Below are 24339 nucleotides of genomic sequence, written 5' to 3' on the forward strand. Positions count from 1 at the left end.
AGAATTAGCCCACAACTAGCGCAAACAATTTAGTAACAAGTAAAAGCACAATCCTTTTTCTTGTCTATTGTACACTAGAGGTCAGACTGCTTCACTTGAGTCACCCTCAATATTATCAATATATCAAGCTTTTGTCATAGCTATTGAAACCGTGCCCGGCCCTACATGCGCCCCAATGACAGCACCTATGGATGTAACGACATCACTTTGAACATTAAACTCTTCTTTAAACCTAGTGATTATTTCCTCGGCTAATGGTTCATTAACAGCATGGGAAATCCCAACATGAACAGGATTTGATCCATACTTTTCTTTTAGAATTTCAATAATCCGGTTTATCGCCTTCTTTTGTCCTCGAACCTTTTCAAAAGGATATACTTCCCCCTCTTTTGTTAAAGACAAAATCGGTTTAATTTTCAACATAGATCCAAGGACTGCAGAAGCTTTCCCAATACGACCATTTTTCTGAAGATATTCTAGCGTGTCTACCATAAAAAATACATTCGTATCTTGCAACAATTCATTTAATCTTTCCTTACATTGTTCTAAAGAATGACCCTCTTTTGCTAATTTCGCTATTTCTACAACAATAATCCCAATGGCATACGATGCTCGTTTAGAGTCAACGACATGGATAGAGTCATCCTCATCCATTGATTGTTTAGCAATCGAAGCAGCTTGATACGTCCCACTCATTTTAGAAGATAAGTGAATAGAAATGACCTTACTTTCGTTATCATGCAACAAAGAACGGTACACTTCCTCAAACTGATACGGTGTTGGTTGTGAAGTTGAGGGAATGATATTTAATTCTTGTACTTTTTTGTAAAATTGGTCTGCTACAAGTGTCACTCCATCTTCATACGATTCGTTATCTGAAAAAATAACATTTAATGGAACTACTGTAATGCCTAAATCACTTACCAAATCAGCGGGAATGTCAGCCGTACTATCCGTTACAATTTTTATATTGGGCACTTTTGCACCCCTCCTTTAAATCACTTTACTCAACAGAGACAATATACGAGTAAAGTGGCTGGTTCCCTGAGTGTACATCGACTTCTACATCTGGGTGATGCTGTTCCAAGAACGAAACAAGTAGCTCGGTTTGATCATCGGATGCATCCTCACCTTGTAAAAGTGTAACAATTTCACTTTCATTATCCAACATTTTTGTAAGGAGATCTTTTGTAACTTCGAGAACATCCGCCCCTGAACTAACAATTTTTTTCTCGGAAATCCCCATAAAATCATTTTTCTTAATATCTATCCCGTCAATATTTGTATCACGGACTGCAAATGTCACTTGACCTGATTTAACCGTCGTTAATGCATCTTTCATCATTCCGGCATTCACTTCTAACCCTTGCGTTGGGTTAAATGACAATAACGCAGCTAACCCTTGTGGAACTGTCTTCGATGGAACAACGACTGCTTTTTCCCCTACGACTTTGGCAGCTTGTTCGGCAGCCATTATGATATTTCCATTATTAGGCAAAATAATTACCTTTTCCGCATGAACTTCTTCAATTGCATTAACGATATCTTCTGTACTCGGGTTCATCGTTTGTCCACCCTCAATGATGACACCAGCTCCTAAACCTTTAAAGATTTTAGCAATTCCTGCCCCCATTGCGACCGTTACAATGCCAAATTCACTCTTTTCCTTTTTCTTTGGATCAGGCCAAACAGGTGATTCTTGACCATATGCTTCTTTTGTTTCATCAAGAAGATGTGTATGTTGTTCACGCATGTTCTCAATTTTTATATTAATGAGCTCACCATACCTTTGAGCTTTTGTTAATACTTCTCCTGGTTGCTCAGCATGAATATGTACTTTTATTAAATCGTCATCTGAAACAACAAGTAAAGAGTCCCCAATTTCACTTAATTCTTTCTTGAATTCCGCTTCTACAAACGGGTGTATTTTTGTTTTTTCCTCATCAATCCGAACCATCACTTCTGTACAAAAGCCAAACTCGATATCCTCAGTTGCCATATGACTTTGCGCATTGTGATGTTCAATCTTCACAAGATTATCCATTGAGAGTTCTTCTGAAGTCGGATTATCTGAAAGTTTTTCGCCTTTTAACACCGCTAGAAATCCTTCATAAATGTAGACGAGCCCTTGTCCACCAGAGTCAACAACACCCACTTCTTTTAAAATCGGAAGTAGGTCAGGTGTACGTTTTAACGAGGCTTTCGCTTCTTTTAAGGTTTCTTCCATAACATAGACTACATCATCATGTTTCTTCGCTGTTGTTAATGCGTGTTTCGCTGCATCTTTCGCAACTGTAAGTATTGTACCTTCTACTGGCTTCATTACAGCTTTATAAGCTGTTTCAACACCATTCTCAAAGGCTTGCGCTAAATCACTAGCCGTGATTTGCTTTTTTCCTTCCACTTGTTTCGAGAACCCTCTAAATAATTGGGAGAGGATAACTCCAGAATTCCCTCTAGCCCCCATTAATAATCCTTTTGCAAAAGAAGCTGCAACTTTACTTGAATCATCTTGAATGTTTTGTTTTACTTCTTTGACACCTGATGTAATAGATAAATTCATATTTGTTCCTGTATCACCATCTGGTACTGGAAACACATTTAACGCATCGACCACTTTTACGTGCCTCGATAAATTGGTAGCTCCCTCAATAAACATGTAAGCGAGCTTTTTACCTTCAATTTGTTTTGCCACGAACTTTTTCCTCCTTACTAAGCGCTTACGGTGTGACGCGGACTCCTTGAACAAAGATGTTCACAGAATCAACATCAAGGCCCAACATTTGTTCTAGTTGATATTTCACTTTTGTTTGTACGTTGTAAGCCACTTCAGAGATTTTAGTGCCATAGCTAACAATGATGTACATATCAATATGAATTTCTTCTTCGTCTTCACGAATGACGACACCACGACGGAAATTCTCTTTTCCTAGTAAATCTGTAAGGCCATCTTTCAGTTGCTTTTGAGAAGCCATTCCAACGATTCCATAACAGTCAATAGCTGCTCCACCAGCAATTGTTGCAACAACATCCTTTGAAACATCTACAACACCTAGTTGCGTTTTCATTTCAATTGACATTCTTATTCCTCCCTCTCGAAAACAGACTTGATTCATTAACGTCATTTTACTATACAATACCTTAATTTAAAAGCGTATTCGAAACGAAGCTCGCTCATCAGGTGTCAAGCAAGATTACTTGATAAAGTTTTTAGGAAGCTATTGCATTATACCAAGGGCTATGCTACTATATTCAAGTATGATTTCAAGGTCTGTATTGGGAATAAGGAGGTGCATATCATGGCACGTAAATGTTATATTACAGGAAGACAAGCTCGCACAGGAAACAAGCGCTCTCACGCACTAAATAAAACGAAGCGCCGTTGGGGTGCAAACGTTCAAAAGGTACGTATTTTAGTAGACGGTAAACCAAAACGTGTATACGTTTCTACTCGCGCACTTAAATCTGGTAAAGTAGAACGTGTGTAAGTTACGAAAATAAACTTTCACATTGTTAACAAAAAAGCACCGTAAATACGGTGCTTTTTTGTTTTACCCTTTTTTTAATGAGTTCAGTACTGCCCTGACAAACCCACCTAAAAACTTAGGTAGCTTGATCGTGTAGAATTTCATAGCTCCTCCTCCTCAACGTGAATAGCCACGGGGATAATGTTAAAGAAACTTGACTCACGACCATAGGACGTGAAGCGAAGTCGCCCCTATCCATCAAGCCATTTGTTCAGACAAGAATCATGATAAGGATAAAAATAATTGCTCCTTTTAAACTAATATATGCAGATACGACAAACTATTCCTAATTTTTTATTTATGCCGTACCCTTTTATTTTGCATGAGCAAATTATCCTTGTCTTCTATCATTATGCTTATGCCCTATACCCCAATATATGTCTATAGTTAAAGAATGTTCATGACCAAATAAAAAATCTTCGCGCATACCTATGTACCAAAATAGACAATTCGTTGTTCACCTTGAGAAATCAACATTACAACATAATTGTTTTCTTTAATAAAAAGACAAACAACATGCCTATTGACATGTTGTTTGTCTTTTTAATTCGAATTTGAACCTCTTATTTCTAATATCGCATTTGCTCTGCTTTCTTGCGAGTAAATTGCTGACCCTGCAACTAAAACATTGGCCCCAGCTTCTACACACCTTTTGGCAGTTTCAGCATTTACTCCACCATCAACTTCAATCTCCACATTTAAACCACGTTCTTGAATCATTTTTGCCACTTTTTCAATCTTTGCTAGTACTGATTCAATAAAGCGCTGTCCACCAAATCCAGGGTTAACTGTCATTAATAAGACTAAATCTACATCTCCTATAATTGGTTCGATTACATCCACAGGAGTTCCAGGGTTTAATACAATTCCAGGCTTTACTCCTTGTTCTTTAATAAGGTGAATGGTCCGATGCAAATGAGGACACGCTTCTACATGTACAGATATAATATCCGCTCCCGCTTTTGCAAATTGCGGAATATAGGCATCTGGATTTTCAATCATTAAATGAACATCCAAAGGTAAGTCCGTAATTGGTCGAATCGCTTCTACAACAAGCGGTCCAATCGTAATATTAGGGACAAAGTGTCCGTCCATAACATCTACGTGAATATAATCAGCGCCTCCTAATTCCACATCTTTTATTTCTTCACCTAATTTAGCAAAATCAGCTGATAAAATGGAAGGTGCAATCTTAATCATTTGTCATACCTCTTTTTTTGATTTTTTATTTCTTCTAAAAATTGCAAATAATGCTTCATTCTTGATTCACTAATCTCTCCTTGCTCGAGTGCAGCTTTCACTGCACACTTCGGCTCTGATGTATGGGTACATCCCCGAAACTTACAGTTTGATGCTTGCTCGTCCATTTCAGGAAAACAAGCTGATAAATCTTCAGCTTCTAAATTACTAAAATCTAGTGAACTGAACCCCGGTGTATCAGCTACTAGTCCACCACCAATTCGTAACAATTCGACGTGTCTGGTTGTATGTTTGCCCCGTCCTAGATGGGACGAAATTTCATTCGTTTCAATATTTAATTCTGGCTGTAAACTATTTAGGAGAGAGGATTTCCCTACTCCGGATTGCCCCGCCACAACGCTGACTTTCTCATTTAGAAATGGAACAATTTCATCAATCCCATCACTTTGCAACGTAGATGTCAACAAGACAGTATATCCAATCTCCTCGTACAATTTTTTGTATGATTCAATAATTGTCAAGGCACGACTATCTAACAAATCAACTTTGCTAATAATAATAACTGGCGTTAAATCATTGGCTTCGATATGAACAAGAAATTTATCAAGGAGCAATGGGCTAAAATCTGGTTCCAATGCAGAAAAAACTAGAAGTGCTTGATCGACGTTAGCAATCGGCGGACGAATTAGTTCATTTTTCCGTTCGAATACATTGAGGATATAGCCATCTGTAACATTTTCTGCTTCAAATTCTACTTGATCGCCAACTAATGGTTTAATTTGTCTTAAGCGAAAATTCCCTCTCCCTCGACATTGGATAATACCTTCTTCAGTTTGAACATAATAAAAACCACTTAATGCTTTTACAATCATTCCTGTTGCCATTTACAACCTCCTAAGGATATACAAATGACAAGAGGCCAAAGCAAATGAAAGCCTCTTGTCAGCATGACATTTAATTCGGATACTCATACTGCTTTGTTTGTTTTTCAAGTTGACCGTTAATATATAAATCAAATGACCCACTTTGTGAAGGGCTCACGGTCAATGGTACAACATACTCTGCCGTTTCACTGATTGTTTCATCTACAAACACTTGATCTTCTCCATTGGTCGTTGCGTCCCTGTACACAATACGGATCTCAACCGTCTTACCTTCCTCTACCTCTTGCTCAGACATACTAATCACTTGCCTAACTTCCCATTGATACGTAGGATCTTCTTCAGGTTCTGGTTCTGGCTCTGGTTCTTTCCCTCTTGAGATAACGATTCGCACCTCATCCCCACTATTTAACACTGTATAGGGAGAAGGAGACTGACTAATCACTCTTCCAGAATCCACTGAATTAGAAAATTCATAATCATAGCGCCCTACTAACCCTTCTTCCAACAGATACTGTTGAACTGATGATTCATATCTATTCTTAAGGTCCTGTAAGCGAATTTCCTTCTCTACACTATAAGTTAAATAAACCGTCGTTTCATCGACTATTACGATTGATCCTTCATCAGGATTTTGTGATAAAACCAACCCTGGAGAATGTTCGTCTGTTTCTGTTTCATCCTTCTCTACCTGAAATCCCATTCTTTTCAATCGAGACTCTGCAGTATTAATATGCATTCCAACGACATTTTCTAATTCAATTTCTTCTTTCCCAAGACTGACATATAACTTTATCGTGGATCCTTCTTTTACGACTGACCCAGGTGACTGACTTTGTCTAATAACATAGTTTTTCTCAATTATATCATCTTTGATATCTTCACGTTCGGCATGAAGTTTATGTGCACGGAGTTCCTCCTCAGCTTCCTCAAATGGTAGCTCTATCACATTTGGAACCTCAACTTCACCTACTTGAAAGATCGTTGGCAAAATGAAAAATGCCGTAACAAGCGCCCCGAAAATTAGAATCGCTATAACAATTAAAATCGTAAGCCATTTCGTTGCTTTCTTTTTTTGCTTCGGCTTTTGCTTTTCTATTTTTTGAACAGGTACTTTAGGTGGAATAGTAGTCTCTTTAACAGCTGGTGCTTCAACCGTCTTTTCTAAGTCGGAAGGATCGACATCACGAATAATTGGTATTGCTTTTGTAGCTTCATCATCATCGACAAGTGCAACAAAAGGGGCTTCATTTACCCGTTCGGGATTTAAAGCTGTAGTAACATCCTCTTCCATCTCTTGAATCGTTGAATAACGTTTCAGAGGATCTTTCTCTGTTGCTTTACGAATAATATTTTCAATACTTTGCGGTAACTCTGGGACTATGAGTCTTGCTGATGGAATTTCACTTTGCAAATGCTTAATCGCAATTGATACGGCTGTATCCCCTGAAAAAGGCAACACTCCAGTAACCATTTCATACAAAACAATACCGAGCGAATAAATATCTGATTTATAAGTGATATGCCCGCCCCGTGCTTGTTCAGGAGATAAATAATGTACAGACCCCATGACTGAATTCGTATGTGTAATCGTAGCAGCTGAAATAGCACGTGCAATCCCAAAATCAGTTATCTTCACAACACCATCGTTGCCAATTAATATATTATGCGGCTTAATATCTCGATGAATAATATGATTTTCATGAGAATGTTCAAGAGCTGCGAGCATCTGTTCCATATAACCAACCGACTCTTCTATAGGAATCGGTCCACGTGATTGTATTAATTCTTTTAATGTTTGACCTTCAACAAATTCCATTACTATGTAGTATGTGTTACCTTCTTCACCAACATCGTAAATGTTTACGATGTTCGGATGAGCAAGACTTGTGGCAGATTGAGCTTCACGTCTAAACCGCTTAATAAACTGCTCGTCACCTGAAAATTGTGGTTGTAATACCTTTACGGCAACATAGCGGTCGAGAATGACATCGAGCGCTTTATATACATTTGCCATCCCGCCGCCACCAATTGTTTCAAGGATTTCATAACGACCACTTATCCGTTGTCCAATCATTGCTTTGGTCCCCTATCAAAGGTACTCGAATAATGAATTAAGGCAACTGTTATATTGTCTTCGCCACCGCGCTCATTTGCTAAAGTAATTAGCTTTTCTGCTTTGGATGATAAATCATCGTTTTCGTCAAGATGCAATTTCAGTTCATCATTCGTTACCTTATTTGTTAAACCATCTGAACATAATAAGATCGATTGATCTTCCTCGACTTGTAAAGTTGTCACATCAATCTTTATTTCACGTTCTGTACCAAGCGCACGTAAAAGAACGTTTCTCCTCGGATGATGTTCTGCTTCTTCTTCAGAAATCTGTCCGTTACGAACTAGTTCTTGAACAAGAGAATGATCGGATGTCTTTAAGTGAAATCCAAATTCATTAAACACATAAGCACGACTATCCCCAACATGAGCAATCGTGATAAATTCTTCTGTACACAGTGCTATAACAAGTGTTGTTCCCATCCCACGACACTCTTCATGTTCATCGGCATGAGAATACAGTTGTTCATTTATTAATTCGAAATGACTCAGAAGCCACTGTTCTGCTTCTACGACAGAAGAAATTTCTGGTGTTCTCTCCCAAACACTCCGAAAATAATCGGTGGTCATCGAACTAGCTACATCCCCAGCACGATGCCCCCCCATTCCATCAGCTACCACCGCTAAAATTCCTATATCATTCTTAAATACCCCACCACTGTCTTCATTATGAGCACGAACTTTACCTACATCTGTTCGAAATGTAAACTCCATCAAAAAAAGTCACCTCGTCTCTTCTTTCCGCTCCTTTGCTCGAAGCTGTCCACACGCTGCGTCAATATCATGTCCTTGTTCTCTTCTAATGGTTACATTGATTTTGCGTTTTTTCAATACTGCTTCAAACGCAAATATTTGATCCCTCGGAGTTCTGACGTAATCACGTTCTAACACATAATTTACTGGAATTAAATTAACATGACATTTTAGATCTTTAATTAAATCAGCTAGTTGTTCTGCATGTTCTTCTTGATCATTCACTCCACCAAATAACCCATATTCAAATGTTACTCTTCGTCCTGTTTTCTCAATGTAATAGCGAATTGACTCCATTAATTTTGGCAATGGCCATGCTCGGTTAACGGGCATGAGCTTGCTTCTGATTTCCGTGGTCGGGGCGTGTAAGGAAATAGCAAAATTTATTTGCATTTTTTCATCTGCAAATTTATAAATTTTTGGAACAACACCACTTGTTGATACAGTGATATGACGCGCTCCAATATTAAGCCCCTTATCATGATTAACTGTTTTTAAGAATGGAACAAGCTCGTCATAGTTATCAAATGGCTCTCCTATTCCCATCACAACAACAGAACTCACTCGCTCGTTAACTTCATCCATTGCACGTTGCGACTCTAAAACTTGTGCAACAATTTCACCTGCTTCAAGGTTCCGTTTTAAACCGCCAAGTGTAGATGCACAGAACGTACAGCCAAGTCTACAGCCAACTTGAGTTGTTACACAAACACTATTTCCATAGTCATGTCGCATGACAACTGTTTCGATTGAATATCCATCATGGAGCTCAAATAAAAATTTCACCGTTCCATCAGAAGACATTTGCTTAGTTACGATTTTTAATGTCGTTAACACGAATGATTTCGACAACTTTTCACGTAAATCCTTTGAAAGGTTTGACATTTGTTCAAAATCATTCACCCGCTTTTGATAAAGCCATTCAAAAATTTGAGTCGCACGAAACTTTGGTTCACCTTGGTCTATTAACCATTCTTGCAATTCATCAAATTGTACAGAATAAATGGACCTTAGTTGTCCAGTATCTGGGATTTTCACTGTCGTCTTTAATTCTTCCATCGTTGTACACCTTTTTCTATCAGTTATTGTTTAATGAGACTTGCAATAAAGAAACCATCTGTCTGAAAATCTTGAGGGAGTATTGTTATCATTCCCTCTTGATAACGACCTACTACTTTTTCAGGAAGTCTCTCTCGTAACGTCTTGTCTAGTTGAAATTCCGGATGCTCAGCTAAGAAACAGGCGACATTCTCTTCATTCTCATCTTTATCTACTGTACACGTACTATAAATAAGCGTGCCACCTGATTTCACAAATGGGGCAACTGAGCGCAAAATTTCTAATTGGATCTTCTGAATTGCTTTAATATCTTGTTCCTGTTTTGACCATTTAATATCTGGCTTTCTTCGGATTACACCAAATCCACTACAAGGAGCATCCACTAATACACGATCAAATGGCTCCACTTTCTCATCACGTATCTTTCTTGCATCCATCGCTTCTGCTGTTATACAAGTTAACCCAAGTCGATTCGCTTGATCATGTATGAGCTTCACTTTATGATCATGTAAATCAAAGGACAAAACAGTACCTGTATCATCCATTTGCTCAGCAATATGAGTTGATTTCCCTCCAGGGGCTGCACATGTATCTGCTACACGCATTCCCGGTGTTGCACCTAGCGCACGTCCAACTAGCATAGAACTTTCATCTTGAGCTGTCACATACCCTTGTGTATACACATTCGTCTGAAATATATTTCCTTTTTCCACGACAATTGCATCCGGTGATAACTCGCCTTGTTTAACTTCAAGCCCCTCTTCTCTTAACAGCTTCAACACTTCTCCAACCGTACCTTTGACTCGATTCACCCGAACAGTAACAGATGGGGGAATAAGGCTAGAAAAGCACATCGACTTCGTTTCTTCTAACCCATATTGATTAATCCAGCGTCGTATGAGCCATTCTGGAAAACTCGTTTCAAGTGCTAACTTTTTCGTTTCATCACCTACCTTGTCTATAGAAGGTAAGCCCTCGCGTAGGATTGACCGTAATACCCCATTTACCATCCCACTAATTCCTTTATGCCCTCTTTTTTTAGCGATTGTCACAGCTTCATGGACAACAGCACGTTCAGGTACACGGTCTAAATAAGCGAACTGATAAACAGAAAGTCTTAATAGAACCTTTACCCAATCTTGCAAGGAGTCTACACCTTTTTTTACAAACGATTGTAAGTAAAAATCAAGTGTGCTCTTACGCTGAATGGTCCCATAAACAATTTCTGTTAACAGTCCAACATCACGAGGGTCTAAATTTGTCCGTTTAACGGTTTGATTTAATAATAAATTGCTGTAAGCCTGATTTTTTTCAATTTGAAGCAAAACGTCTAACGCTACTTCTCGAACTGGTTTACTCATCTCATTCTCCTAGCTTTACTCCAATAGTTAGATGGGCACCTGCACCGCGAATAAACGACTGCACATCCATCTTCTTTTTACCTGAAGGTTGAAGTTCTGTTATCTTAATAGCTACTTGATTGCCTGTAGATACGACAATCCCATCATTTTCTATACGTTCAATAGTGCCTGGCTCCATTTTCTCTGTGGATGCTACTTTCTTTGCCCACCAAATTTTCAAAGGCTTTCCTTCTAGCATTGTGTAAGCAACAGGCCATGGGTGCATCCCACGGATATGGTTGTACAACTCCTCTCCAGATCGCTTCCAATCAAGGAGCTCCATTTCACGGGAGATATTTTTAGCAAAGGTTACTTTCGACTCATCTTGCTTTATCGGGTTCATATCTCCGTTTATTAACGCAGGAATCGTATCCAATAATAAACGAGCGCCTGCCACGCTCAATTTATCAAACATCGTTCCTACATGGTCCTCTTCATTAATTGGTACAGTTACATGAGAAAGCATATCACCTGCATCTAATTTTTCAACCATGTACATGATCGTCACGCCCGTTTCTTTCTCACCATCAATAATTGCCTTATGAATTGGTGCCCCTCCGCGATACTTTGGTAAAAGAGAGGCATGAACGTTAATGCATCCATGCTCCGGATAATCTAGCAGCTCTTTCGGCAATATTTGTCCAAAAGCTGCGGTTACAATTAAATCTGGTTTATAAGAAAATACCTTATCTAATTCAGACTGCTCACGAATTTTTTTAGGTTGAAGCACGTCTATTTGATGTTTCTCTGCCTCAACTTTTACAGGAGTTGGTGTTAAAACGCGTTTTCTTCCAACTGGACGATCAGGTTGAGTGACAACGGCTACAACATCATACCCTGCTGTTACCAAATTTCTTAAAACAGGAACAGAAAAGTCTGGAGTCCCCATAAAAACAATTTTCATATATTTATCCGCCTTTCACACATGCGTTCGATATTCATATATTTTCACTTTTAACTCAGTAAGCCTCCATCTGTCATCTGCATCTAATCGTGAATGGTTTAGTATGCCAATAGCTTCAAGCTATGCACAATAGGAGAATCACGACATTCTCACACATTCTCTATTTAAGTAAATAAATAAGGTTGCAAATCTATCGAAATTTGCAAATCCCCTTGATTAATTTCACGAATAAAGTGTTGTCTGATTTCACGTAATGCTTCTAATAACCTCGGCTCGTTTCTGTATTTTATCATGCATTGATATCGATATCTATCTTTTATCCGTGCTAGTGGTGAAGCAACTGGACCAAGCACAGTTGTCGATTCAAAAAGCTCTCTTCTCAAAAACGAAACCACTTTTTCAGACACCGTTATGACATTTGTTAATTCAGAATGAGAAATCGTAATTAATACCATGAATACGTATGGCGGATATAAGCCTACTTTACGTTGGGTCATTTCCATTTGAAAAAACTGTTCATAATCATGAGATTTTACAAGCTCGATGCTATAATGATCCGGCGTATAAGATTGGATAATCACCTCACCTTTTAGATCATGTCGACCTGCTCTTCCGCTCACTTGTTCCATTAACTGAAATGTACGTTCAGCTGATCTGAAATCAGGAATATGAAGCATTGAATCAGCAGCTAGAACTCCCACTAGTGTAATCTTCGGGAAGTCCAATCCTTTTGCAATCATTTGTGTTCCGAGTAAGATATCAGCCTCGCCTCGCCCGAACGCTGAAAGAAGCCTCTCATGTGACCCCTTCCGTCTTGTTGTATCAATATCCATCCGAATGACTTTTGCCTCAGGTAAAACCCTCGTAAGTTCTTCTTCTACTTTCTGAGTTCCTGAACCAAAAAAACGAATATGCTCACTCCCACAAGAATCACATTTAGTAGGCATTTTTTCTTCGTGTCCACAATAATGACACTTCAATGAATTCTGAGTACGGTGATAGGTTAGCGAAATATCACAATGCTCGCAAGAAGCTACGTATCCGCAGTCTCGACACATAACAAATGTCGAATACCCTCTTCGGTTTAAAAAAAGAACCGTTTGTTCACCTTTTTCAATTCTATCTTTTAATTTTTCAAGCAATATATAGGAGAACATTGAGCGATTGCCACTTCGAAGTTCCTCACGCATATCTACTACATGAACTTCTGGCATTGCACGATTATGTACTCTCTCTGTTAGTGGAAGGAGCCTGTACACATTCTTTCTTGCCCTAGCATATGACTCTAAGGAAGGTGTAGCACTTCCTAATATTACTGGGCATTGATGATGTTTCCCTCGAAATATAGCGACATCTCTTGCATGATATCTCGGATTTTCTTCTTGTTTATAGCTTGTCTCATGTTCTTCATCAATGATAATAATCCCCAAATTTGTAAAAGGAGCAAAAATGGCCGATCTTGCACCGACAACGACCTGCACTTCTTTTCTTAAGATTTTTCTCCACTCATCGTATTTCTCTCCCATTGACAGACCAGAATGAAGAACAGCCACTTTTGAACCAAAGCGTCCTTTAAATCGTTGCACCATTTGCGGGGTTAGTGAAATTTCAGGGACGAGAACAATCGCTTCTCGCTTTTGTTCAAGTGCCTTGTCAATTGATTGTAAATATACCTCAGTCTTTCCACTCCCCGTTACACCATGAAGCAAAAATGTATAATGACTCTTTGTTTCAAGAGTATCTAGAATGGGTTGTATTACGTCTCGTTGTTGGTCTGTTAGTTCTAAGGGTAAGGTTCGCTCATATTCTACTCCAGCAAGAGGATCTCGATATACCTCTTTATCGAACTCTTGAAGAACTCCTTTTTTCACAAGTGTCGTAATCGTTTGCCGTGTCATTTTAGTTTCTTGCAACAGTGCCTGTACAGCTATTGGTTTTCCAAGTGATTGTAAGTAAGCTAAGAGCTCACGTTGTTTCACAGCTCTTGTCGGAATATCACAGGTAGTATTTTCACTTACCTTTACATAACGCTCCATTTTCTTTTTTCCCTTTTCTTCCACTTGATAACGAACCTCAAGTTTTCCTTCTTTCACTGCTTGTTGAATTTCCTTGAGACTAACATTTTTATCTTTTACAAGGTCATTCCAGAGTGGGCTTTTGTCTCCTTGAAAATGTGGGCGAATGGAGTAAGGCAATGTTTCAATATGAGCAAGTAAACATAGTTCTTTTTTTACTTTGGTTCGTAGTGCCGCTGGAATCATTAGTTGATACGCTGATAATTGAAAACAAAGAGTTTGATCAGCTAACCATTCACCTAATGAAAGTAGCTCACTAGTTAGAACGGGCACAACATCTAAAAAATCATCAATTGGTTTTGTTTTATGAAAGGTTGAATCGTTTGTAACGTCAACAACAAACCCTTGAATCTTACGTGGCCCAAATGGCACAACGACTCGTACTCCAGGTTGAATGACTTCCTCCCATTCTTTAGGTATATCATAATCAAATACTCGATCCGTATTGGAAGTAGGTACATCTACTATCACTTTTGCAATCATGAATGTTCTTGCCTTTTTGTATAGGAAATAATGTCTTCTATAATACATTTAGCTGCTTCTATTTTTGATAGAACAGGATATTCTTTCTTCCTTCCGTCTTTGGCAATTGTCATAATAATATTGGTCTCCCCTTTAAAACCAGCACCTTCTTGTAATATATTGTTCGCTACGATAAGATCAAGATTTTTCGAGTGCAATTTGCTTAAAGCATACTCTTCTACATTTTCTGATTCAGCTGCAAAACCAACAAGTAATTGCGTTGTTTTTTGTTCCCCTATTGTTTTTAAAATATCAATGGTTCTCTCCATTTCAACAGACCAAGTGCCAGGTTGCTTTTTTCTTTTATGCAAAAACGTATCCTTTGGCCTATAATCAGCTACCGCTGCTGATTTAATGACTATATCGGCGTGAACAAAATACTTTATCACAGCTTCATACATATCTTGTGCTGAGATTGTGTGTACCACTTCTATTCCGTCTGGTACTTGTAAAGTCGTCGGACCAGAAATCAAAACTACCTCTGCCCCTTGTTCCTTTGCAGCTTGCGCGATTGCATACCCCATTTTCCCCGAAGAATGATTTGTAAAGTAGCGTACGGGATCGATACGTTCTTGTGTTGGTCCAGCAGTGATTACCACTTTTTTCCCCGCTAAAAGATTCCTACTTTGACTTGAAAAATGCTTTTGCAAAATTTGAAGAAGATCATCTGGTTCGGCCATTCTTCCTTTTCCTGTCCACCCACATGCTAAATAACCTTCCTCACCATCAATCACTTTGTAACCATCTTCTTTTAATGTCTTTACATTTCTTTGGACTGATCGACGGTTATACATATTAACATTCATTGCTGGAGCAAGATAGATTGGAGCAGTTGTTGCAAGTATTGTTGTTGTGAGCATATCGTCTGCAATTCCATTGGCTAGCTTCGCAAGAACATTGGCTGTTGCTGGAGCAACAAGGATCACATCAGCCCAATCGGCGATATCAATATGAGCAATTTTCGTGGGGTCTGGCTCGTGAAATGTATTGTCATATACAGGTTGACTGGAAAGGGCTTGAAACGTAAGAGGAGTAACAAATTCCTTGGCCGATTCTGTCATCATAACTTTTACATTCGCTCCTGCCTGTACGAGTTTGCTCACTAGAGCAGCTGATTTAAATGCGGCTATTCCGCCACTCACTGCAAGAATCACATTTTTTCCTTCTACCATCTTTTCCACCTACTCCCAACTATAAAGAAATTTATTTGGTTTATGTACATGAGGTAACGTAACCACTATAGCGCCTAATCACTTCTTAGCTTCGATCTTACTTATGAGTCATGTTAATCTCAGTATCGTTGTTGCCTTTGATTCTTCTCATAGAAAAAAAGACTGACTCAAAGATTAAGACCCCTGCAACAATCTCTACGAACACAATGTGTCTATCGGGGTCTAAAACTTACGTGTTGAGTCAGTCTCTAGCTCTTATTCCTCATCATCTAATGGGGTAATTCGTTTAAAATGCAAATGATCATCTATTATTTCTTCAAGCGCAACCCCTACCGGTTTATAAGATACAGGTCGATGCACCATAGGTCCACGTGATAAATCTTCCTTAATCTCACGTGCCCGTTTAGCTGAAACCGTCACAAGCGTGTACTTTGAATCTAGTTTTGTTAAAAGCGAGTCAATAGAAGGATATAGCATTAGTTGACCTCCACAAGTTGTTTGTATTTTTCAATTAGGCGTTCACGTTTACAATGTTCTGCTGTTACAATTGACTTTATTCGTTCAACAGCTAAATGAACTTGATCGTTTTCTACGACATAGTCATATTTTTTCATCATTTCAATTTCTTCGCGAGCCACAGTCATTCGTTTATTTATAATATCTTCTGTTTCCGTCCCACGTCCAACAATTCGACTTCTCAGTTCTGCTAAACTAGGCGGCATTAAGAAAATAAAAACACCCTCTGGAAAGCGTTCCTTAACTTTTAAAGCACCTTGAACTTCAATTTCTAGGATGATATCTTGACCACTTTCAATTGTTTTCTTCACATACTCAATCGGTGTTCCATAATAGTTCCCAACATACTCTGCCCATTCTAATAGCTGATCTTGTTCAATCATTTTTTCAAATTGCTCTCTTGTTTTAAAAAAATAATTGACTCCATCCTTCTCTCCGCCTCTAGGAGATCTGGTTGTTGCAGATACCGAATATTGAACGGATGTGTCCTCTTGGCGTAATGCAGCACAAACTGTCCCTTTTCCAACGCCAGCGGGACCTGATAATACAAGTAATAGACCTTTCTCTTTCTTCATGGAAACCTCCTACATCTTACATTCAACTTATGTATCCTATCATATTTCTTATTAATCTTCACCTGTGTCGTCTTTACTTGTTAAACGCTGAGCTACTGTTTCAGGCTGAACAGCGCTTAATATTACGTGATCACTATCAGCAATAATAACAGCACGAGTTCTACGACCATATGTTGCATCAATTAACATATTACGATCTCTTGCATCTTGAATAATCCGTTTAATTGGTGCTGACTCTGGACTTACGATGGAAATAATTCGATTTGCCGATACAATATTTCCAAACCCGATGTTTATTAGTTTTATGTTCATTCTACTTTCCCCCACTTCAGGAGAGTCGCATCCACTCTCAACATTGTTATCCAAACTAATCTAACTATATACGAAAATCCGTTCGAATTCTAGCTTCTATTCAACATTTTGTACTTGTTCTTTTAATTTTTCTAGGTATCCTTTCATTTCCACAACATGTTGTCTTATTGAAGAATCAGGAGCTTTAGAGCCAATTGTGTTGACTTCTCGATTCATTTCTTGTACAAGAAAATCAAGACGTCTTCCTATCGCTTCGTCTTTTACATCCATGTATTTCGTATATTGTTTACAATGAGAACGTAAGCGAACAAGTTCTTCACGAATATCCATTTTCTCTGTGAAAATGGCGATTTCAGTAAGCAATCTTGTTTCATCCATTTCTAGTTCAGCATCTAAAACAGCTCGAATCCTTTGTTCTAGCTTTTCACGATAACGATCTACCAATGAAGGAATTAATGTTTCAATTTCATCGCAGCACTGTTGCAATTTATGTAACCAGTCCATCATATCTTGTTGTAAGTATGCTCCCTCTTCCTCCCTCATTTTGTTAAATGACGAAAGAGCTTCACTTATGCCCTTTAAAATTAACCTTTCTTCCTCTTGCCAATTTACATTGCTAATTTCTTCAACTTGAGCAATCGCTGTATCCATTAGAAGGGCACTAACCTCAAGCTTCATTTCTTGACTGAACTTTTCGTTGATCATGTTTGCAGCTGACACATATTGATCCAGTAATTGCTCATTTATAGTGAGAACACGCTTTTTGCTTGTTCTCTCTTCTACATGCACAGAAATGTCAATTTTCCCGCGTAAGACATGCTCCTTAATTTGCTTATGAATCTTATCTTCAATAGCCATTAATTCATATGGCAATTTGATTTGACTATCAAGAAATCGGTAATTTACAGCTTTTATTTCAATTGTAATTTCTCCACATTCAACATTAATTTTGGTAGAACCATACCCTGTCATACTTTTCATTGTTATCACATCCAGCTTTCATTTTACAGAAAAAAACTACCAGCAACAAGCAAGTAAACAAAGAAATAGGTTGACCCTAGTCGGCACTTTAGACTTACGTAAAACTGTCTGAAGCTTCCTCATGAGTCAACCAGATCAATCTTATTTCTTTCTTAACAATTGAAAACCTCCAAGAACAACTGTTGGAATCGAAGCCATTGCCAACACTAGTAACCATTCATGTCCATTTAAAGCGACCGTGTGAAATACTGTTTGCAATGGTGGATAATAAATAACAGCGAGCATTAATAATGTCGAAATGAAAACAGCTCCAACTAAATAGCGGTTTTCAAACGGGTTACGATGATACACTGAATACTCACTTCTACAGTCAAAAACATGTATGAGCTGTGCCATTACAAGTGTGACAAAAGCCACTGTTTGTGCTCTTGTTAAGTCACTTGGATCCGCTTGTAATGTCACCCAAAAAGCAGCAAGTGTGACAACCCCAATCATGAAACCACGACTTAAGATTTTCCAAGTTAACCCACGAGCAAATACTCCTTCGTTCGGACTTCTTGGCGATCGCTTCATCACGTCCCCTTCCGCTTGGTCCATCCCAAGGGCCATTGCCGGCAATCCATCTGTTACAAGGTTAATCCAGAGGATTTGAATGGCCACTAACGGCAGCGGCATTCCAAGAATCATCGCAAACAACATCACGAGAATTTCACCGACATTTGAAGCCATCATATAACGAATGAATTTACGAATGTTTTCGTAAATATTGCGACCTTCTTTAATGGCTGCTTTAATGGTAGCAAAATTGTCATCACTTAAGATGAGTGAGGATGCCTCTTTTGCGACGTCTGTACCCGTAATTCCCATTGCGATTCCTATATTTGCTGCTTTAATAGCTGGGGCATCATTCACTCCATCACCAGTCATTGCAACGATATGCCCTTTAGCTTGTAGCGCTTTAACAATCTTTAGCTTATGTTCTGGGGAAACTCGTGCATACACATCAACATCATCCACTACTTCCTCAAGCTCAGCAACACTCATTTTTGAGAGAGCTTGCCCGTCTAATACCTTCCCCTTTTTTGATAAAATTCCTAACTGATTTGCAATCGCCGCTGCTGTTATCTTATGATCACCCGTAATCATAACCGTTTTAATACCAGCTTGCCTACATTCAATAATAGAATCCTTTACCTCGGGTCTAGGTGGGTCAATCATCCCTTGTAACCCAATAAACGTTAATCCACGTTCAGCTTCAAAAGGTTGCTTACATACTTCTTTGTCATGAAGAGGCCTATACGCTATGGCAATCGTTCGTAAAGCACTCCCTGCTAACTGATCAATAACTCCTTCAACCTCCGTACGCCTTCTTGAAGTAAGAGCTTCTTCATTGATTCCATAGACAAGTTTGTTACAGCGCTCTAGAACAACATCAGGAGCACCCTTTGTAATCACATAGGATCTTCCTTTTTGATCTTTCACAATGACAGACATCATTTTTCTTCCTGAGTCAAATGGAAACTCTAGTACTCTTGAAAAATGCTTATCAAGTCCTTTTTTTGTATATCCTGCTTTCATTGAAGCGACAACTAGTGCTCCCTCAGTAGGATCACCGTCAATCACATACTCTGTCACTTGTTTTCGTAACATTCCTTGTTTCACTGTTTTCTCTAATAAATTAGCATTATTACAAAGCCACCCATAGCTTAAAAGTTGCTGTAACTTACGATCGCTAGTAGGCTCAACTTTTTTGCCGTTTTGTATAAACGTTCCTGACGGCTCATACCCTCCTCCAGTGATTTCCCACAGCTTTCCACCACTCCATGCATGAGTAACGGTCATCTTATTTTGCGTGAGTGTGCCTGTTTTATCTGAACAAATAACAGATGCACAACCTAGCGTTTCGACTGCTGGAAGTTTCCTTACAATTGCTTTTCGTTTAATCATTCGCTGTACACCAAGAGCGAGAGCAACCGTTACGATTGCAGGCAACCCCTCAGGTATTGCGGCAACGGCAAGTGACACACCAGATAAAATCATTGTATACACATCATGACCTTGTACCACTCCAATAATGACAACAAGAGCAGTTAATACTAATGCAACAGCAATTAATATTTTTCCTAACTGTTCAAGTCGACGTTGCAACGGTGTAACAAGAGTAGTTGTTGATTGCAAGAGATGGGCAATCTTCCCCATTTCCGTCTTCATTCCAGTACCGACGACTACACCAATCCCACTTCCTTGTGTCACAAGCGTTCCCATAAATGCCATATTTGACTGGTCGCCAAGTTCGGCGTGTTCACAATTAAGCAAATGTTGCTGTTTTTGTACCGGAACAGATTCTCCAGTTAAAGAAGACTCTTCAATACGTAATCCATTAGTTTCTAAAAGGCGCAGATCTGCTCCAATACGATCTCCACTAGAAATCTTTACAATATCACCAGGAACAACATGTGCAGACAAAACCTTTTTCCATTCCCCTTGCCTTAGTACCTGCATTTGCGGAGCTGATAATTCTTTTAGTGCATCAAGTGATTTTTCTGCTTTTCGTTCTTGAACAAAACCAAGAATTCCATTTAATAGAACAATAATCATGATGGTAATGGCATCAATATACTCCCCAAGCATACCGGAGATAAACGTAGCTGCTAAAAGGACAAGAACCATAAAGTCTTTAAATTGACCGAGAAAAACAAACAATGCAGATGGTCTTTTTCCTTCATCTAACTTATTCTCCCCGTACTTCTTTAACCTTTTGTCTACTTCTTTTTCTGTTAACCCCTTTTCTATATTTGTACCAACGGATGAGGTTACTTCCTGTTCCTCTAACTTGTACCAATTCATCTCGACACACCCCACATGATATTCTCTTTTCACATTTCTTAACTGAAGTTAGAAAAGGCTTATCCAATCGTTTATACAAGCCATCATATTCAGTGAAGTCGCAAAACATGCTATACTCATAAGAGCAATCCTCCAAAAAATGTGAATGAGTTTCTTACATGCTGATTTATCATAATGTTTATTTAGAAGTTGGGAGGAAAGGAAAGGGATGAAGCAGCCATGTCATTTGATGGATTTATGACAAGGGCGATGACACACGAGCTTAAAACGTTGTTAACGTCAGGAAGAATTTCAAAGATTTATCAACCATATAAAACAGAATTAATTTTTACGATCCGTGCAAAAGGAAAAAATCACCATTTGTTATTATCAGCGAACGCTAGTTTTGCAAGAATACACATAACAAAAGAAAAATACGATAATCCTTCTACACCACCGATGTTTTGCATGTTATTACGAAAACATTTAGAAGGAAGTATTATTGAAGAAATTGAGCAACTTGACATGGAACGCGTCATCATCTTTCATATCAAAAATAAAGATGAACTCGGGGATGAAACATACAAAAAACTGTATATTGAAATTATGGGACGCCATAGTAATATTAGTTTGGTCGATAAGAAAACAGGCCTTATTTTAGATAGTATTAAACATATTAGTCCCGCTCAAAGCAGCTATCGGACCGTTATGCCAGGTCAAATTTATAAGCTTCCCCCTGAGCAACATAAAGCCGATCCTTTTAAATTAGATTCAGATGAATTATTAAAGAGAATTGATTTTAATGCTGGAAAGATCGATAAACAATTAGTTGGACAAATTGCTGGACTTTCTCCACAACTAGCTAGAGAGATTACATTTCAGTCAGGTTCGTTTGTAAATAGAAACACGCTCCCTCCTGCGTTTTTAAAAATAATGAATCGTTTACAAGAACACGACTATCACCCTGAAATGATTACAGTAGACGGGAAAGAATCGTTTTCAATTGTTCCATTAGAACATGTAAAAGGAGAGAGGAAGGCATTTCAATCGGTCAGTGAATTACTTGATCGCTTTTATTATGGCAAGGCAGAGCGAGATCGTGTGAAGCAGCAAGCTCATGATTTAGAGCGATTCCTCCGAAACGAATGGCAAAAGAACAAAAAGAAAATAAAAAAATTAGAACAAACGTTGCATCAGGCGGAACGAGCAAAGGAATACCAAAAACTTGGAGAGCTCCTAACAGCTAATTTACATATGGTAAAACGTGGAGACAAACAGGTCGAAGTAATTGATTATTATGATGAAGAGGGTGGCATGACTCTTATAAAACTCGATCCACAAAAAAATCCTTCAGATAATGCTCAAGCCTATTTTAAAAAATATAATAAAGCGAAAAATTCAGTCGCTGTCGTCGAAGAACAAATTGAAAAAGCAAAAGAAGAAGTCATTTATTTCGATCAACTAATTCAACAGATGGAAAGTGCAGCCCCTAAAGATATTGAGGAAATACGTGAAGAGCTGATAGAAGAAGGGTATATTCGCAGGCGTCTTAAACAGCAAAAGAAAAAGAAAGAGACGAAGCCACAACTTGAGCAATACGTCTCTACGAATGGAATTGAGTTTTTCGTCGGTAAGAACAATAAACAAAATGATTATGTGACAAATAAATTTGCTAGACAAGATGAGATCTGGTTACACACAAAAGATATTCCAGGTTCCCATGTTGTCATTAGAAGCACGGAGCCTGATGAAGAGACTTTACTTCAAGCAGCTACGGTTGCTGCATTTTATAGTAAAGCAAAACAATCAAGCTCAGTTCCCGTCGATTACACAAAAATTCGTCATGTAAAGAAACCAAATGGATCGAAACCAGGTTATGTTATTTATGATAATCAGACAACCATGTTCGTTACTCCTAATGAGGATCTCGTACGTGCTCTTAGGAAATAAACAATGAGAGAAACTAGTGAACAGGTCGTTTTTCACCATTTCACTAGCCTCGAAACAACGGGCGTAGTCTCATTGCCATTGTATCCTCAGTACTTTTCTTAGAAAAAAGTAAGCAGACTATTCTTACAGAAAATAGCCTGCTTACAAGGCGCCTGAAAAAGGTAAAAAGCAACCTTTTTCAGGCGTCTTTTTCTTACTTCTTATTTTATTGCTATTGTAATCGTAGCTAGTCTGTCCAATACAGGTATATGCCGAATGTTACTTATACCTAACACTGTTAATAGCTCATCAAGCTCCTTGTCAGAATAACGATGTCTTTTCGTTGAAACATTTGACCAAGCAAGTAGCGATTCACGCTCAAATCCACTCATTTGATTCAGTTTTGCAAACTGGTCTGCTGAATCTGGCGACATATCAGGAGATGGATTCAACATCGCTACAACTCCAGCTGGTTTTACCACTCGAATCATCTCAGCTAACCCTTTTTTGGGTTCGGGAAGAAGGAACATCACACATGTTGATAAAGCAACATCTACGTGATTTTCTTTTAAAGGCAGCTTGTATGCATCACCAACAAGTAGTCTACTTGTAGCTGTACCACCATCTAATAGTGAACGACTTTTCTCAACCATTTCTTGTGAGAGATCAATACCTATGAGTTCACTAGCTTCTATTTTTCCCCGTTCTAATAACCTACCTGTGCCACAACCAATGTCCAATATCACCTTATGCCTCCAACTACCTGTGAGCTCCTTTAATTGGTTATGAATCGTGTTCAGCCATTTCGTTTGTGCCATAGCGTCAAAAAAATCAACAAGATCGTCAAAGTCGGGTCCACTCATTTTCCTCATTCAATTCCCGCCTCCTTTACAGTCACCTTATCATAAAAGGTGTTCCAAAAGGCTTAAAAACAACCATTTAGAACACCTCATATTTCTCTACACTTGCTCTTTCATCCAACCTTGTGAAGTTGGGTCTTTCCGCCATTCATTTAAACGTTCCATTTGATCAGCTGTAATAGTGCCTTGTTCCTTTGCAACCGAAAGCAATGTCGAATAAGATGTGATCACATGTGTCGGAATATTAGCCTCTCCAAGCGCGTCATATGCTTTTTGAAATTCATATGTAAAAATCGCTACGATCGCCACAACTTCCGCACCGCTTGCACGTAATGCTTCTGCAGCCTGAATTACACTTCCACCCGTTGAGATAAGATCTTCAACAAGAACAACTTTTTGACCTTTTTCGATTTTTCCTTCAATTTGATTTTGTTTTCCATGCCCCTTTGCACTTCCTCTAACATAAACCATCGGCAAATCTAGATGATCTGCTAATAAGGCAGCATGTGGAATTCCCGCTGTAGCAGTCCCTGCAATTACATCAACTTCAATACTTTCAAGAAGTTTAGCAAAGCCAGCTATAATATCTTTACGTACATCTGGGTACGAAAGTGTTAAGCGATTGTCACAGTAAATCGGTGACTTGATTCCAGATGTCCAAGTAAATGGATCATTGGGTCGTAGATGAACTGCACCAATATTTAATAAATGCTTAGCAATTTGCTCTTTCAT

22 protein-coding genes are annotated in these 24339 nt (G+C 38.6%); 2 read left to right on the plus strand and 20 right to left on the minus strand.

Annotated elements, in window-relative coordinates; genetic code table 11:
- Positions 1-123: 123 nt before the first annotated feature.
- The 3 genes from SLH51_RS09275 to SLH51_RS09285 all read right to left on the minus strand — a co-directional run bounded on the left by SLH51_RS09275 (position 124) and on the right by SLH51_RS09285 (position 3080).
- Positions 124-978 (minus strand): DegV family protein, encoded by an 855-nt coding sequence (locus SLH51_RS09275; protein ID WP_335960895.1) that lies wholly within the window; start codon positions 976-978, stop codon positions 124-126.
- Between the two features lie 25 nt (positions 979-1003).
- Positions 1004-2659 carry a DAK2 domain-containing protein gene (locus SLH51_RS09280; protein ID WP_335961045.1) on the minus strand — a complete coding sequence of 552 codons (1656 nt, stop codon included), beginning with the start codon at positions 2657-2659 and terminating at the stop codon, positions 1004-1006.
- 61 nt (positions 2660-2720) lie between these two features.
- Positions 2721-3080 (minus strand): Asp23/Gls24 family envelope stress response protein, encoded by a 360-nt coding sequence (locus SLH51_RS09285; protein WP_335960897.1) that lies wholly within the window; start codon positions 3078-3080, stop codon positions 2721-2723.
- Positions 3081-3299: 219 nt separating this feature from the next.
- Here SLH51_RS09285 and rpmB point away from each other — a divergent pair, with 219 nt between their 5' ends.
- Positions 3300-3488 (plus strand): 50S ribosomal protein L28, encoded by a 189-nt coding sequence (gene rpmB, locus SLH51_RS09290; protein ID WP_250095351.1) that lies wholly within the window; start codon positions 3300-3302, stop codon positions 3486-3488.
- 63 nt (positions 3489-3551) lie between these two features.
- On the opposite strand, the gene spoVM is transcribed toward rpmB, so the two are convergent.
- The 15 genes from spoVM to SLH51_RS09365 form a co-directional block, all read right to left on the minus strand.
- Positions 3552-3632 carry a stage V sporulation protein SpoVM gene (spoVM, locus tag SLH51_RS09295; protein ID WP_332690628.1) on the minus strand — a complete coding sequence of 27 codons (81 nt, stop codon included), beginning with the start codon at positions 3630-3632 and terminating at the stop codon, positions 3552-3554.
- A 438-nt stretch (positions 3633-4070) separates the two neighbouring features.
- Positions 4071-4727: a ribulose-phosphate 3-epimerase gene (gene rpe / locus SLH51_RS09300; RefSeq protein WP_335960901.1), complete on the minus strand. Its 657-nt coding sequence runs from the start codon at positions 4725-4727 to the stop codon at positions 4071-4073.
- Positions 4724-5611: a ribosome small subunit-dependent GTPase A gene (rsgA, locus tag SLH51_RS09305; RefSeq protein ID WP_335960903.1), complete on the minus strand. Its 888-nt coding sequence runs from the start codon at positions 5609-5611 to the stop codon at positions 4724-4726. Before rsgA ends, rpe begins: the two co-directional genes overlap by 4 nt.
- Before the next feature lie 70 nt (positions 5612-5681).
- Positions 5682-7685, minus strand: coding sequence for a Stk1 family PASTA domain-containing Ser/Thr kinase (pknB, locus tag SLH51_RS09310; RefSeq protein WP_335960905.1), 2004 nt, complete (start codon positions 7683-7685; stop codon positions 5682-5684).
- Positions 7682-8437, minus strand: a complete 756-nt coding sequence (locus SLH51_RS09315; RefSeq protein ID WP_335960907.1) for a Stp1/IreP family PP2C-type Ser/Thr phosphatase — start codon at positions 8435-8437, stop codon at positions 7682-7684. The genes pknB and SLH51_RS09315 overlap by 4 nt, the downstream gene beginning before the upstream one ends.
- Before the next feature lie 9 nt (positions 8438-8446).
- Positions 8447-9535 (minus strand): dual-specificity RNA methyltransferase RlmN, encoded by a 1089-nt coding sequence (gene rlmN, locus SLH51_RS09320; protein WP_335960908.1) that lies wholly within the window; start codon positions 9533-9535, stop codon positions 8447-8449.
- Between the two features lie 23 nt (positions 9536-9558).
- Complete coding sequence (gene rsmB, locus SLH51_RS09325; protein WP_335960910.1) at positions 9559-10896, minus strand: 16S rRNA (cytosine(967)-C(5))-methyltransferase RsmB; 1338 nt, start codon at positions 10894-10896, stop codon at positions 9559-9561.
- A gap of 1 nt (position 10897) precedes the next feature.
- A complete protein-coding gene (fmt, locus tag SLH51_RS09330; protein ID WP_335960912.1) occupies positions 10898-11839 on the minus strand; it encodes a methionyl-tRNA formyltransferase in 942 nt (313 codons plus the stop codon).
- A gap of 164 nt (positions 11840-12003) precedes the next feature.
- Positions 12004-14397 carry a primosomal protein N' gene (priA, locus tag SLH51_RS09335; RefSeq protein ID WP_335961047.1) on the minus strand — a complete coding sequence of 798 codons (2394 nt, stop codon included), beginning with the start codon at positions 14395-14397 and terminating at the stop codon, positions 12004-12006.
- The gene (gene coaBC, locus SLH51_RS09340) at positions 14394-15608 is read right to left on the minus strand and encodes a bifunctional phosphopantothenoylcysteine decarboxylase/phosphopantothenate--cysteine ligase CoaBC (RefSeq protein ID WP_335960914.1); all 1215 of its coding nucleotides are present in this window, start codon (positions 15606-15608) and stop codon (positions 14394-14396) included. Before coaBC ends, priA begins: the two co-directional genes overlap by 4 nt.
- Positions 15609-15863: 255 nt before the next feature.
- Positions 15864-16085 carry a DNA-directed RNA polymerase subunit omega gene (gene rpoZ, locus SLH51_RS09345; protein WP_335960917.1) on the minus strand — a complete coding sequence of 74 codons (222 nt, stop codon included), beginning with the start codon at positions 16083-16085 and terminating at the stop codon, positions 15864-15866.
- The gene (gmk, locus tag SLH51_RS09350) at positions 16085-16699 is read right to left on the minus strand and encodes a guanylate kinase (RefSeq protein ID WP_335960919.1); all 615 of its coding nucleotides are present in this window, start codon (positions 16697-16699) and stop codon (positions 16085-16087) included. Before gmk ends, rpoZ begins: the two co-directional genes overlap by 1 nt.
- 51 nt (positions 16700-16750) lie before the next feature.
- Positions 16751-17011, minus strand: a complete 261-nt coding sequence (gene remA, locus SLH51_RS09355; protein ID WP_034629754.1) for an extracellular matrix/biofilm regulator RemA — start codon at positions 17009-17011, stop codon at positions 16751-16753.
- Positions 17012-17107: 96 nt separating this feature from the next.
- Positions 17108-17992 carry a YicC/YloC family endoribonuclease gene (locus SLH51_RS09360; RefSeq protein WP_335960920.1) on the minus strand — a complete coding sequence of 295 codons (885 nt, stop codon included), beginning with the start codon at positions 17990-17992 and terminating at the stop codon, positions 17108-17110.
- A 141-nt stretch (positions 17993-18133) separates the two neighbouring features.
- Positions 18134-20839 (minus strand): calcium-translocating P-type ATPase, SERCA-type, encoded by a 2706-nt coding sequence (locus SLH51_RS09365; protein WP_335960922.1) that lies wholly within the window; start codon positions 20837-20839, stop codon positions 18134-18136.
- 219 nt (positions 20840-21058) lie between these two features.
- On the opposite strand from SLH51_RS09365, the gene SLH51_RS09370 reads away from it, so the two are divergent.
- A complete protein-coding gene (locus SLH51_RS09370; protein ID WP_335960924.1) occupies positions 21059-22768 on the plus strand; it encodes an Rqc2 family fibronectin-binding protein in 1710 nt (569 codons plus the stop codon).
- Positions 22769-22968: 200 nt separating this feature from the next.
- Here the strand turns inward: SLH51_RS09370 and SLH51_RS09375 are convergent, their stop codons facing one another.
- Together SLH51_RS09375 and pyrE are read right to left on the minus strand one after the other, a co-directional pair.
- Positions 22969-23619, minus strand: a complete 651-nt coding sequence (locus SLH51_RS09375) for a class I SAM-dependent methyltransferase (protein ID WP_335960925.1) — start codon at positions 23617-23619, stop codon at positions 22969-22971.
- Positions 23620-23706: 87 nt separating this feature from the next.
- Complete coding sequence (gene pyrE, locus SLH51_RS09380; RefSeq protein ID WP_335960927.1) at positions 23707-24339, minus strand: orotate phosphoribosyltransferase; 633 nt, start codon at positions 24337-24339, stop codon at positions 23707-23709.

It is taken from the genome of Halalkalibacter kiskunsagensis, assembly GCF_037027555.1.
Lineage (GTDB): Bacteria > Bacillota > Bacilli > Bacillales > Bacillaceae_D > Halalkalibacter > Halalkalibacter kiskunsagensis.